At 41.2% G+C, this 13,580-nt stretch carries 12 protein-coding genes; 10 read left to right on the plus strand and 2 right to left on the minus strand.

Annotated elements, in window-relative coordinates:
* Nucleotides 1-66: 66 nt before the first annotated feature.
* From mpl to trmB, 5 genes are read left to right on the plus strand one after another with little or no spacing between them, the layout of a single operon-like run.
* Nucleotides 67-1,422, plus strand: a complete 1,356-nt coding sequence (mpl, locus tag PAT01_RS10290) for a UDP-N-acetylmuramate:L-alanyl-gamma-D-glutamyl-meso-diaminopimelate ligase (protein WP_029773577.1) — start codon at nucleotides 67-69, stop codon at nucleotides 1,420-1,422.
* Between the two features lies 1 nt (nucleotide 1,423).
* The gene (locus PAT01_RS10295; RefSeq protein WP_004588542.1) at nucleotides 1,424-2,044 is read left to right on the plus strand and encodes a flavin prenyltransferase UbiX; all 621 of its coding nucleotides are present in this window, start codon (nucleotides 1,424-1,426) and stop codon (nucleotides 2,042-2,044) included.
* Entirely contained in the window at nucleotides 2,044-2,973 is a 930-nt protein-coding gene (locus PAT01_RS10300) for an ABC transporter ATP-binding protein (protein WP_004588541.1), read from the plus strand. Before PAT01_RS10295 ends, PAT01_RS10300 begins: the two co-directional genes overlap by 1 nt.
* Nucleotides 2,974-3,741, plus strand: coding sequence for an ABC transporter permease (locus PAT01_RS10305; protein ID WP_004588540.1), 768 nt, complete (start codon nucleotides 2,974-2,976; stop codon nucleotides 3,739-3,741).
* Nucleotides 3,741-4,406 carry a tRNA (guanine(46)-N(7))-methyltransferase TrmB gene (gene trmB / locus PAT01_RS10310; protein ID WP_055252926.1) on the plus strand — a complete coding sequence of 222 codons (666 nt, stop codon included), beginning with the start codon at nucleotides 3,741-3,743 and terminating at the stop codon, nucleotides 4,404-4,406. Before PAT01_RS10305 ends, trmB begins: the two co-directional genes overlap by 1 nt.
* Here trmB and PAT01_RS10315 read toward each other — a convergent pair.
* Nucleotides 4,403-6,283 carry a bifunctional diguanylate cyclase/phosphodiesterase gene (locus PAT01_RS10315; RefSeq protein ID WP_154945418.1) on the minus strand — a complete coding sequence of 627 codons (1,881 nt, stop codon included), beginning with the start codon at nucleotides 6,281-6,283 and terminating at the stop codon, nucleotides 4,403-4,405. The genes trmB and PAT01_RS10315 overlap by 4 nt on opposite strands.
* A 277-nt stretch (nucleotides 6,284-6,560) precedes the next feature.
* On the opposite strand from PAT01_RS10315, the gene panP reads away from it, so the two are divergent.
* Nucleotides 6,561-8,189 (plus strand): pyridoxal-dependent aspartate 1-decarboxylase PanP, encoded by a 1,629-nt coding sequence (panP, locus tag PAT01_RS10320; RefSeq protein WP_004588537.1) that lies wholly within the window; start codon nucleotides 6,561-6,563, stop codon nucleotides 8,187-8,189.
* A 79-nt stretch (nucleotides 8,190-8,268) separates the two neighbouring features.
* Here the strand turns inward: panP and argE are convergent, their stop codons facing one another.
* A complete protein-coding gene (argE, locus tag PAT01_RS10325) occupies nucleotides 8,269-9,420 on the minus strand; it encodes an acetylornithine deacetylase (protein ID WP_029773581.1) in 1,152 nt (383 codons plus the stop codon).
* A gap of 218 nt (nucleotides 9,421-9,638) precedes the next feature.
* Here argE and argC point away from each other — a divergent pair, with 218 nt between their 5' ends.
* The 4 genes from argC to PAT01_RS10345 are packed head-to-tail and all read left to right on the plus strand — an operon-like array spanning nucleotide 9,639 to nucleotide 13,555.
* Nucleotides 9,639-10,649, plus strand: a complete 1,011-nt coding sequence (gene argC, locus PAT01_RS10330; RefSeq protein WP_154945419.1) for an N-acetyl-gamma-glutamyl-phosphate reductase — start codon at nucleotides 9,639-9,641, stop codon at nucleotides 10,647-10,649.
* The gene (argB, locus tag PAT01_RS10335; RefSeq protein ID WP_096042142.1) at nucleotides 10,649-11,416 is read left to right on the plus strand and encodes an acetylglutamate kinase; all 768 of its coding nucleotides are present in this window, start codon (nucleotides 10,649-10,651) and stop codon (nucleotides 11,414-11,416) included. Before argC ends, argB begins: the two co-directional genes overlap by 1 nt.
* 7 nt (nucleotides 11,417-11,423) lie before the next feature.
* A complete protein-coding gene (locus PAT01_RS10340; protein WP_154945420.1) occupies nucleotides 11,424-12,356 on the plus strand; it encodes an ornithine carbamoyltransferase in 933 nt (310 codons plus the stop codon).
* A complete protein-coding gene (locus PAT01_RS10345) occupies nucleotides 12,353-13,555 on the plus strand; it encodes an argininosuccinate synthase (RefSeq protein ID WP_004588532.1) in 1,203 nt (400 codons plus the stop codon). The genes PAT01_RS10340 and PAT01_RS10345 overlap by 4 nt, the downstream gene beginning before the upstream one ends.
* The last annotated feature ends 25 nt before the right edge of the window (nucleotides 13,556-13,580 follow it).

Genomic DNA, 13,580 nt, shown 5'->3' on the forward strand with positions numbered 1-13,580 from the left:
TAAAATTTGGCATTATAGCGCCATTAAACTTCACAGACGTGCGAAGTACGAAAGGATTTAAAAGTTATGCATATTCATATATTAGGCATTTGCGGCACCTTTATGGGCGGTATAGCGGCTATTGCTAAATCGCTTGGTCATAAAGTGACGGGCTCTGATCAAAATGTTTACCCGCCAATGAGCACTCAACTTGAGCAGCTGGGCATCGAGCTAACCCAAGGTTACGACGTAAAACAGTTAGAGCCAAAGCCAGATATGGTGGTTATTGGTAATGCCATGAGCCGAGGCAACCCCTGTGTAGAGTATGTGTTAGATAAGGGCTTGCCGTATACATCGGGTCCAGAGTGGCTTAAACATAACCTATTGCAAAATGCTTGGGTGCTTGCGGTGGCAGGCACACATGGAAAAACAACCACAGCAAGCATGCTGGCGTGGATTTTAGAGTATGCAGGTTTAAAACCCGGGTTTTTAATTGGTGGTATAGTTCAAAACTTTGGTGTGTCAGCCAAAGTGGGCGAAACCCCATTTTTTGTAATAGAAGCAGATGAATACGATACCGCTTTTTTTGATAAGCGCAGTAAATTTGTGCATTACTTACCACGTACGCTCATTTTAAATAACCTTGAGTTTGACCACGCCGATATTTTTGACGATTTAAATGCAATAAAAAAACAATTTCATCACTTAATGCGTACATTACCTCATACTGGCAAGGTAATTTGGCCAAAAGACGATGTCGCACTTGATGATGTTATTAAGCAAGGGCTCTGGAGCGAAAGTGAAACCCTAAATGGTGATTGGCACTATGACTTGTTAAGCGCTGATGGTAGCCAATTTAATGTGCTTTTAAACAATGAGCTTCAAGGCACAGTTAATTGGCAGGCAATAGGCGAGCATAATGTTAAAAATGCGATTATGGCTATCGCGGCAGCGCGCCACGTAGGTATAGCCGTTGAGCATAGCATTGCAGCGCTTGAAGAGTTTATTAGCCCTAAACGGCGTATGGAGCTTAAAGCCGATATAAATAACATTAAGGTGTACGACGATTTTGCGCACCACCCAACAGCAATAAAAACCACCCTTGCGGGGTTACGTGCAAAAGTGGGTGATGAAAAAATTATTGCTATTTTAGAGCCTCGCTCAAACACCATGAAGATGGGTGTACACCAACATACGCTACTTGCTTCGTTAAGTGATGCCGATGACGTGCTGTTATTTGAGCCCGATAACCTAAATTGGTCTCTTAAAGCGCAAGCCGATAATGCCGGTATGCAGTGTTTTAATAGTACGCAAATGATTATTGACACTGTGCTTGAAAATATAATGCCAAATCAGCACATATTAATTATGAGCAATGGCGGTTTTAATGGCTTACATCAACACTTAGTTGATGGTTTAGCTAAAAAATACAGCGGAGAATAATGTGCAGTTTAAAGATAAAATTACACTGGCGTTTAGTGGTGCTTCAGGCGCGCCTTACGGTTTAAGATTGCTTGAAGTATTACTCGCGCAGCAATTTCAAGTGTATGTACTTATATCAAGTGCTGCGCGCGTGGTGCTTGATACAGAGTCAAACATTAAACTCTCAGCTAATGAAGATAAAGCAACCGAGCAGTTAAGCGCTTTATTTAATGCCAAGCCAGAGCAGTTAAAAGTATTTGGTAAAGATAACTGGTTTAGCCCTGTAGCTTCAGGCTCTGCCGCCCCTAAAAAAATGGTAGTATGCCCGTGCAGCGCAGGGTCCGTGTCTGCTATTGCGCTCGGAGCATCAGATAACCTACTCGAGCGTGCAGCCGATGTGGTTATTAAAGAGCGAGGGCAATTAATTTTAGTGCCACGCGAAACGCCCTTTAGCGAAATTCACCTTGAGAATATGTTAAAGCTTGCGCGTTTAGGGGTCACTATTATGCCCGCTGCGCCTGGTTTTTATCACAAGCCACAACGTATTGAAGACTTAGTTGATTTTATGGTGGCGCGAATTTTAGATCATTTAAACATTGAACATAACCTAACTAAACGTTGGGGTTATGGTGAGGGTAAATAATGAATAAGCAAAATGTTGCTTTAAATATAGAAGGCCTGACCAAGGTTTATAAAAACGGTGTAGAGGCCGTGAAAGGTGTTGATTTACAAGTTTTTGAAGGCGACTTTTTTGCCTTACTTGGCCCAAATGGTGCCGGTAAGTCGACCACTATTGGTGTTATATCGTCCTTGGTTAATAAAACACAAGGTAAGGTGGAAGTGTTTGGTCACAACATCGATACCGACCTTGAAGCTGCTAAAGCGCATTTAGGCCTTGTGCCACAAGAGTTTAACTTTAGTCAGTTTGAAACGCTTGGCCAAATATTGGTAAATCAAGCAGGCTACTACGGTGTTACTCGCGCAGAAGCGCATAAGCGTGCCGATAAATATTTAACTCAGCTTGGCTTATTAGAAAAAAAAGACAAGCAAGCACGTACGCTTTCTGGGGGCATGAAACGCCGTTTAATGATTGCCCGTGCATTAATGCATGAGCCAAAGCTACTAATATTAGATGAACCCACAGCAGGGGTTGATATAGAGCTGCGCCGCTCAATGTGGGACTTTTTACGCCAAATTAATGAGCAAGGCGTAACGATTATTTTAACCACGCATTACCTTGAAGAAGCTGAGCTTTTATGTAAAAACATCGCGATTATTGATACTGGTCGTATTGTTGAAAACACCACTATAAAAGCGTTACTAGCTAAGCTTGATAAAGAAACCTTTGTGCTTGATTTAAAACAGCCAGCACAGCCAGTCACCCTTGAGGGGTACTCGTTTAGCATGCCTGATGAGCACACCATAGAAGTTGAAGTGGCTAAATCTCAAGGGTTAAATGCAGTTTTCAGCGCGCTAACCGAGCAAGGTAACACTGTTTTGAGTATGCGTAATAAAGCAAACAGATTAGAAGAGTTATTTGTAGGATTACTAGAGCAAGGGCGGGGCGAATAAATGTTTAAATATGGCGTAGCCTTAAAGAGTTTATGGATTAAAGAGTGTATTCGTTTTTTACGTATTTGGGTGCAAACCTTAGTACCGCCGGCGATTACGATGAGTTTATACTTTGTTATTTTTGGTAATTTAATTGGCTCACGTATTGGTGAAATGGGTGGTTTTAGCTACATGGAATTTATTGTTCCGGGGCTAATAATGATGTCGGTTATTACCAACTCATATTCTAATGTTGCTTCTAGTTTTTATTCAACCAAGTTTCAAAAAAGTATTGAAGAGCTATTGGTTGCGCCTGTGCCTAATTACATAATTGTACTTGGTTATATGGGCGGCGGTATGACCCGCGGCATGATGGTGGGCTTTATTGTTACCTGTGTATCGCTGTTGTTTGTGGATATTCAAATACACAATATATTTGTAATTATGGCAACGGTAATTTTAACCTCAGCCGTGTTTGCACTAGGTGGTTTAATTAACGCTATTTACGCCAATAGTTTTGACGATATTAGTATTATCCCAACCTTTATTTTAACGCCACTAACATACTTAGGCGGCGTATTTTATTCAATTACGCTACTGCCAGAGTTTTGGCAAAATGTATCGCAAATAAACCCAATTATTTATATGGTTAATGCGTTTCGTTATGGCTTTTTAGGCGTGTCGGATGTTGATTTAAGTGTCGCGCTTGGCGTTATATTAGTATTTATTACGGTGCTATTTACTTTAGCGCTAACGTTAATTAAAAAAGGTGTGGGGCTTAGACATTAATGAGCGATGCAAATTCACGCAGTATTGTATCTAATCAGGCGGGTATACACGAAAAGCTTGATGAAATCGTTAACAAGCATTTAAACGCAGAGTTTAAAAAGCCTATTGCTGAGCACACTCAACAAGCGTTTGATGAAGTCAATGAGCAGGTTCAAGCTTTTAATGGACCGCTTATTATAGACTCATGTTGTGGAGTAGGGGAGAGCTCGGCTAATTTAGCTAAGCGCCACCCAGATGCATTAATTATTGGTATTGATAAATCGTCACACCGCTTAGATAAGCACGATGTTGAATATAAACAAACAGACAGCGGCCAGTACATTTTGGTACAAGCTGACTTAAACGACTTTTGGCGTTTAGCTGTGGCTGCTAATTGGCAGCCTACTCATCATTATTTGCTTTATCCTAACCCATGGCCTAAATCTAAGCATATCCAACGTAGGTGGCACGGCGCGGCTATTTTTCCGTTTATTGTTAAGCTAGGCGGTCGCTTAGAGGTGCGCAGTAACTGGGATATTTATGTAAAAGAGTTTGCCAGAGCGCTTGAGCTATCGGGACACCCTTGTGAGGTAACGCTGTATGAGTCAAACGAAGCAATTACTCCGTTTGAGCGTAAATACTGGGCCAGCGGCCAACAAAGCCATCGTTTAGTGATAGATCTTTAAACTGCCACTTCCTCTTGGCTTGATGAGTTAACATGTGGCGCTGGGTAAGCAAAGTAATTGCCTTGCATCAGCGCCACATCTACATTTTTAAGCGCATTTTCAATACTTATATTTTCTACCGACTCTGCCATGAGCGTTAAACTAAGTTGCTTTGCAGCATGAACTGTATGCTCAATAAATAAGGCTATATTTTCATCACTTACTGCTTGTTTTACTAATGCGCCGTCGAGTTTTATACCGTTTACTTCAAGCTTTAGCGCATTCGAAATATTTGAATAACCACTACCAAAACCAGTAATAATGACATTCACCCCTTTGGTTTTTACCATAGAAATAAACGTTTTAACCTCTAAAAAATTAGTAATAGCGTGTGACTCTAAAAGGCCAAGCGTTATGTTTTCTGGGTGCGGGTAGCGCTTAAGCTCGCTAGCAATGTATTCACTCAAACTAGGGTCGAGTATATCTTTATCGCTGATATTTAAGCTCCAGCATATATCTGTTTTTCTAAACCGCTCTATACATTGGCTAAATAGCGTGCGCGTTAGTAGTCCGCCCATTCTTGAGCGGCTCACTACATTTAAAAATGAGTCGGGTTTTAAAATTTCGCCATTTTTAGTCACCATTCTGGCTAAGCATTCGTAATGTACAACTTCATTATTGGTGGTGTTAAACATAGCTTGAAAATAAGGCACTATGCGGTTGTTATCAAATGCTTCTTGAACCTCTTTGGCAAGGCTTACATTGTATTGATACTGGTTTTTTACATCGCTCATTACTTTTGAGTAGCTAACAACCTTACCGCGGCCGTGTTTAGCCTGAAGCGTTGCAATGTGCGCGTTTTCAATCAGTAGTGATTTATTACCACTGGCGATACCTGCGCAGTAAGTTATATAAATAAATGGGTTAGTTAATACCGGGCTGTTTGCGTTATACGACTCAACTAAATCGCTCAGTTCGCTGCTTTTAAAGCTTTTAGGGGTAAGAACGGCAATTTTATTAGTAGCAAGGCGATACACCTTACAGCTTTGCGGGCTGCGGCTTTGATAATGACTGAGCAAGTTTTTCATTACGTTGTCGCCAACTTGAGTGCCATAAAAGCTATTAATATCTTCAATTTCGTTCACCCAAATAATGGCAAGTTGCATGTGGTGTGAATTACTCTTTTTGATAAAGTACTCAAGCGCAATATGATTGGCAAAGCCCGTACTGGCATCTGTTGCTAGGGTACGCTTTAACAAATATATATAAATAGCTGCAACCAGTACCGCAATAAAAAAGAAAAAACACGCCGTTATTATGGCTTTAGTGACGCTGTATTGAAGCTTTTTATTTAAATCATCTAAGGTTATGTCGGCACCCGTAATGTAGGTGGTACCATATTTATCTACAAAGGGAATAAAAACAGTTTTAAAATCACCCCATTGGTCGCTAGATTGCTCAAAAACAGGCTCAGTAGAATAAAACGCGCCCCTGTTAATGTCGGTGGCCTCTGGGTATAAATCAAGAAATTGCGTAACACGTGCGTTTTCTTGATCGTCTTTAGTGTAGCTGGATGAGGTAAAGTAAACTTTGTTATCGCGCATGATCATCGAATAGACGTAAGCTATATCAAGCGCTTGTGCAAGCTCTGAGAGTTGTTTGCTTTTAGTTTGGTAAACCGAAAAACCAATATCGTAGCCTTGGCTAATTCTATCGTGGTAACGCTGCCCTAAAATATGTTTTACGCTGGTGGCTGCATTTAGAAGGCGCTCATCGACAGCGTGCATTATTTCGCTACGCGCTGAGCTATAGGTGTAATAAACATAGACTAATAAACTGACCAAAAACAATGTAAAGCCAGCTATAAACCACTTCCCTTTTAATTTCCCTGTGAGCATACTTGTCCCTTATTGTTACACATATTAAGTATACGCATAAATGTAATTTGCCCAAAACTAAAATGTGACTTTTTAATAAAATCCTATTATTGAAATTTTTTTTACAATATTTGTCATCCGTTTAGTCGCTTTTATGGCTTAAAGGGAGACATTTTACTTATATTGCAGTAAAGTTAGCGCAATTTTTAAAAGAAGCACGCTCCTTATAATAGCGCCATAGTTTGGCATTTTTAACTGTTAAACGCGTGTTTTAGCTACACACACACTAGGTATAAAGATGGATCAAAAGCGTTGTGCCGTCGCCTCTAAAGAAAGCCTTAAGCGTATATTTACTGTACCTGAAGCGCCAGACTCAACTTTAAGCAAAATTGAGCTTGAAATTTCGAGTAATTTAGCAGGGTTTTTAAACGAAAATATAGCGGCAATTGAAAAACCATTACACGAAATTGAAAAAGATTTTCAGGCTGCGGTGATCCCAGAAAACCCAACGTTTGTATCTGCTTACGCCCAAGATATTATGGAGCAGCTAGTTGCCCATTCTGTACACACGGCTGCGCCTAGCTTTATTGGGCATATGACATCGGCTCTTCCGCATTTTTTACTACCGCTTTCAAAGTTGATGGTGGGGCTTAATCAAAACCTAGTAAAAATAGAAACCTCAAAAGCATTTACGCCCCTAGAGCGCCAAGTACTAGGTATGATGCATCATTTAGCTTACTCGCAAGATGAGTCGTTTTATTCTAAATGGATGCACAGTGCTAAAACATCACTCGGTGCTTTTTGTTCCGGTGGTACAGTTGCAAACATAACGGCATTGTGGATTGCGCGTAACCGCTTATTAAAACCCGACGGCAGCTTTAAAGGCATTGCCGCTCAAGGGCTCGTAGCCGGTATGCTGCATTATGGCTACAAAGGGCTGGCCGTTTTAGTGTCGGAGCGAGGGCATTACTCTTTAGGTAAATCAATTGACTTACTAGGCATCGGCCGTGAAAATTTAATTGGTGTAAAAACCTGCGAAAATAACAAGGTTGATGTGAATGCCATGCGCGAAAAAGCCTTAGAGCTTGAATCGCAAGGCATAAAAGTTATGGCAATTGTAGGGGTTGCTGGTACAACCGAGACCGGTAATATCGACCCTCTTGATGATATGGCCGATTTAGCTCAGCAAATAAACTGCCATTTTCACGTTGATGCAGCGTGGGGTGGGGCAACGCTTTTATCGCAAACGCATCGCCCATTATTAAAAGGAATTGAGCGCGCAGATTCAATTACTATTGATGCACACAAACAAATGTATGTGCCAATGGGCGCAGGCTTGGTGTTATTTAAAGACCCAACTGCTACGGATGCAATAGAGCACCATGCAGAGTACATATTACGTAAAGGTTCAAAAGATTTAGGAAGCCATACACTTGAAGGCAGCCGCCCAGGTATGGCTATGTTAGTACATGCTTGCTTACGCGTTATTGGCCGCAAAGGCTATGAAATGCTTATTGACCGTAGTATCAAAAAAGCACATTACTTTGCTGATTTAATTAAAGCCGATGAAGACTTTGAGCTGATTTCAGAGCCTGAGCTGTGTTTGCTTACATACCGCTATGTGCCTAAACAAATTAAACAAGCCATAGCCCAAGCAGATGCTGCAACACGATTAGAAATTTTCGCGTCGCTCAATCGCTTTACTGCCAGTATGCAAAAACGCCAACGTGAATCAGGGCGCTCGTTTGTATCGCGTACTCGCTTAACACCCTCAAAGTACGATAATCAACCGACGGTGGTATTTAGAGTGGTATTGGCTAATCCGCTCACATCGGGTGTTATATTAAAAGAGATTTTAGCTGAGCAAAAAGAGCTTGCTAAAACAGACCCTGTATTTAAAAAGTACTTAAGTAAGTATATGCAGTAACGCCTAGGTATAAACTAAAACAAAGGCGCCAATGGGCGCCTTTGTTATTTTTGCTGTGAGTTTTAATACAGTCTTCTTTTTAAGCGTTAAAGCAGTTTGCCCTAATAATGTCAGTTATAATTTTTTGCGATGGGTTTATTTTCTCCATTGCTAAAAATTCATCAGGTTGGTGGGCTTGATTAATTGAGCCAGGCCCCATGACTATTGTTTCACAGCCAAGTTGCTGAATAAACGGAGCTTCTGTGCAGTAATTTACTGCAACGGCTTTTTCTCCTGCAATTTTTTCTGCCATTTTAACGAGTGCGCTATCAGTGCTGCCACTAAAAGCTGGAATGGGCTCGTGTAAATCAATTACGCTCACTGCGCTTGGGTATTGCGCGTTTATATCGCTGGTGGCATCAATAAGTAAGGCTTGTAAGTCTTTAATGCTTAACCCTGGGAGCGGGCGCATGTCTATGTGCATTTCGCAGCAGCCACAAATTCGATTTGCGTTGTCGCCACCATGAATATTACCTAAATTTAAGGTAGGGTAAGGTATTTCAAAATGTTCAACTGAATATTTATTCTTTAACTGCTCTTTTAAGATCAGCAACTTTGTAATCACTTTATGCATGACTTCGATGGCGTTAAGACCACGTTCGGGATCGGAACTATGACCGGAACGGCCAATCACTCTTATAGCCGTGCTCATATGTCCTTTGTGAGTAAATACAGGAGTCATATCAGTAGGTTCACCAATAATACATCGCGCAGGTTTTAAATTAGGATGCTTACAAATTTGCTGCGCTCCCGCCATGGTGGTTTCTTCATCGGCAGTGGCGAGTATTAAAATAGGTTGTGTTTGCTGTTTTATATCAAGCTCACTAATAGCTTGTAATACAAAAGCAAAAAAGCCTTTCATATCAATACTACCTAACCCATATAAGTTATTGTTATGTTCAGTGAGTTTAAATGGGTCGTGGTTCCAGCGGCTATCGTCAAACGGTACGGTGTCTGTATGGCCTGCAAGCATTAAGCCGCCATCGCCTTGCCCTCGCTTTGCAAGTAAGTTGTATCGGCCTTTTCCACCTTCTAACTCTATAATTTCGCAAGTAAAACCTAAACTTTCGCACCAACGTGCTAGCAACTCTATTACCCCTTTATTACTCATACAAAGCTCATCTTCTATTGCACTAATAGAGGGGGCTGCAATGAGTTGTTGGTACATAGAGATAAATGACGGCAAAGACATAAAGAAATCCAAAATAATTATTCAATTTAATTGCATAACAATATAAAAGTATTTATGATGAATATCAATTCACTTTTTAAGCATAAATATATTAAGTATAGCCATGAAGATAATGCGACGATAATCAACAATTCATTGAGAAAAGTATTAGCTAGCATCTAAGCTAGTGTAAGCGAACACCACACCTATTTAGTAGTAAATTTATAAACGAGTAAAAAATGAATGTAGCGATTATTGGCGCAAGCGGTTATAGCGGCGCAGAATTAGCAAGCTTAGTTGCTAAGCACCCTAATTTAACGTTATCGGGCTGTTATGTCTCTGAGGGAAGTTTAGATAAACATAAATTATTAAGTGATTTATACCCAGAACATAGAAACCTTCTTGATATTCCTCTACTACCACTGAGCGAATCAGCGTTTGATGACATAAATTCGAGTGCCGATTACATCTGCTTATGTACTGATCACAAAGTAAGTGTTGATTTAGCCCCGCAGTTTTTAGCTATGGGTAAAAAAGTATTCGACCTATCAGGTGGTTACCGCCTTACTAGCAACGACGACTATGTTACTTACTATGGTTTTGAGCACCAACATCCTGAGTTATTAAACGAAGCAGCCTACGGGTTAGCAGAGTGGAATAGCAGTGCAATTGCCAATGCAAATCTTGTGGCAGTAGCCGGCTGTTACCCAACCGCTGCGCTTAATGCGTTAAAGCCGTTGCAACAGGCAGGCTTGTTGAGTGATGAAAAAGTGATTATTAATGCTGTTTCAGGTGTTACTGGCGCAGGGCGTAAAGCCAGCGTAGGTACTCACTTTTGTGAAGTATCGCTTGCCCCGTATGGTTTATTTAACCATCGTCATGGTCCTGAAATTGAACAACACCTTGGCCACAAGGTGTTATTTACACCGCACTTAGGTAATTTTCCGCGTGGAATTTTAGAAACTATTTATGTACAGCTTAAGCCAGGCGTTACCAAGGAAAACGTATCTGATGCTTATCAAGTACTTAAGAACGAGCCGTTGATTCGTTTGTTAGCTGATAAAGTGCCATCTATTAAAAGCGTGGTAAAACAACCCTATGTTGATATTGGTTGGCAGCAGCAAGGCTCTCAACTGATTGTTATGGCAGCGATAGATAATCTATTAAAAGGCGCTGCGGGCCAAGCCTTGCAATGTATTAACTTATCAATGAATTTAGATCACACCACTGGCTTAAAAGGAGCCTTTTAATGAGCACTAAAACGTGGGTAATTAAATTAGGTGGTGCTGTACTTAATACTGAAAACGCGGCAAAAGCTTTGTTTAATGTATTAAACGCTGATCAAAATAATCAGTTTGTTATTGTTCATGGTGGTGGCTCGTTAGTTGACACTTGGCTAAAACAAGCAGGCTTTGCTAGTGCAAAGCACCAAGGACTGCGTATTAGCCCAAGTGAGCAAATGCCTTACATAGTGGGGGCGCTGGCTGGCTGTGCAAATAAGCAGCTGGTAAGCCAAGCTATTAATGCAGGCCATAAACCTGTTGGCCTTTGTTTGTATGAAGCCGGAGTTATGGCGTCTCAAAAGCTAAAAGCGCTTGGGCAAGTAGGTAAGTGCGAAAGTAATGATGATTCAATTGTTAACGATTTACTTAAGCTTGGTCGGTTACCTATCGTCAGCTCTATTGGGTTTGATGAGCAAGGTAACTGGTATAACGTTAATGCTGATGAAGCTGCCGCAGCGATTGCTAGCAACTTAAATGCAGAACTTATTTTTATGACAGATGTAGAAGCGGTACTTGATGCAAACAAGCAGCCGTTACATCAACTTGACACAAAACACATTGATACTTTAATTGATGAAGGGGTAATTTTGGGCGGAATGGAGGTCAAAGTTAAGACCAGCCTGCACGCTGCCCAACATTTACGACGCGGTGTGTATATTTCCAGCTGGCAAAAGCCAGACAATTTAACTGCTTTGCTACAGGGCGAGCATGTCGGAACAAAAATTACACCATAGGGTTATCATGTTAGAGAATTTTTTAACGGGTCTAGAATTAGACCAACAAGGCGCACTAAATTTACTAAAACTAGCGCGTGATTTAAAAGCAAAGCCAGAAAAGTACAGCCAAGTATTAGCGGGTAAGTCAATTGTTACCTTATTTGAAAAGCAAAGTTTACGTACGCGTTTATCGTTTGATATTGGTATTAACCGTTTAGGCGGCCACGCTGTGTATTTAGATCAGCAAAACGGCGCTATGGGTGCACGTGAATCTGTAAAAGACTTTGCACTTAATATTTCTACGTGGGCTGATGGAATTGTAGCGCGCGTAAACCAGCACAGCACCTTAGCCACCTTAGGTGAATACTCTAGTGTACCTGTAGTGAATAGCTTGTGTGATTTATATCACCCGTGCCAGGCATTGGCTGATTTTTTAACGCTACAAGAAGTACACGGCGATGTAAGCGAGCTAAAAGTGGCTTACTTAGGTGAAGGTAACAACGTTACTCATTCACTTATGTTATTAGCGGCAACGCTAGGAACTGATTTTGTTGCTGTTACACCAAAAGGCAGCTCGCCTGATTCGCAAATTCTTAAAAAGGCTGAGCAAATTGCTGCAATGAACGGCGCATCAGTAATGGTAAGCGACCGTGTAGAAGCCGCTGTAGGCGCTAATGTTGTATATGCAGATACGTGGGTGTCTATGGGCGATGATACGCCTCTTGAGCAAGTTAAAGAAAAATACATGCCTTATCAGCTAAACCAAGCATTGCTAGAACAAACAGGTGCGACTACGGTATTACATTGCCAACCGGCACACCGTGAGTTTGAAATTACCTCTGAGGTAATGGATGGCCCAGCATCAAAAATTATTCAACAAGCAGAAAATCGCATGCATGCGCAAAATGCTCTGCTAGTTACATTACTAAATCCAAATTTTGTTAAGGAACACCTATGAGTTCAATTAAAAAAGTCGTTTTAGCCTATTCAGGTGGTCTTGATACTTCAGCTATCGTGCCATGGTTAAAAGAAAACTACGGTTGTGAAGTAATTGCCTTTGTTGCCGATGTAGGCCAAGGCGCTGAAGAGCTTGAAGGCGTTGAAGAAAAAGCCATCGCATCAGGCGCATCTGAGTGTTACGTAGTTGACTTAAAAGATGAAATGGTAAGTGAGTACATTTACCCAACGCTTAAAACGGGTTCTATTTACGAAGGTACTTATTTATTAGGTACGTCTATGGCGCGTCCTATTATTGCTAAAGCGCAAGTTGAAATTGCACGTAAAGTAGGTGCCGATGCACTTTCGCATGGTTGTACTGGTAAAGGTAATGACCAAGTACGTTTTGAATCATGTTTTGCAGCGCTTGCACCCGATTTAAAAGTAATTGCACCATGGCGTGAGTGGGATTTATCAAGCCGTGAATCATTATTAGATTACTTGGCTGAGCGTGATATTCCGTGTTCTGCTTCAGCAACAAAAATTTACAGCCGTGATGCTAACGCATGGCATATTTCGCACGAAGGCGGCGAGCTTGAAGATCCATGGTGTGAGCCTAGTGACCAAGTTTGGACCTGGACTAATTCACCAGAGCAAGCACCCGATAAAGCTGAGCATGTAACGCTTACGGTTATTGAGGGTGAAGTGGTTGCCGTAAATGGCGAGCAGCTTAAACCTTATGACTGTTTAGTTAAATTAAACGACATTGCTGCGCCACATGGTGTTGGCCGTGTAGATATTGTAGAAAACCGTTTAGTAGGCATGAAATCGCGCGGCTGTTACGAAACACCAGGCGGTACCGTTATTATGGCGGCACTGCAAGCTATTGACGAGCTAGTACTTGATAAATCAAGCCGTAAGTGGAAAGAAGTACTGGGCGGTGAATTTTCGCATTTAGTCTATGACGGTCGTTGGTTTACACCACTAAAAGACTCTATTTTAGCCGGTGCAGAAGCGCTTTCTACACTTGCTACAGGTGAAGTTGTACTTAAGCTTTACAAAGGCCAAGTGACAGCTGTTCAGAAAAAATCACCTAATAGCTTATACAGCGAAGACTTTGCTACATTTGGTGAAGACGACGTATATGACCAGTCACATGCTGAAGGCTTTATTCGTTTATTCTCGCTTTCGAGCAGAATTTCAGCAATGGCTAAAAAGTAAATTATTTATAGCCCCTTGTATAAGG

This window comes from Pseudoalteromonas atlantica, from assembly GCA_007988745.1.
Classification (GTDB): domain Bacteria; phylum Pseudomonadota; class Gammaproteobacteria; order Enterobacterales; family Alteromonadaceae; genus Pseudoalteromonas; species Pseudoalteromonas atlantica.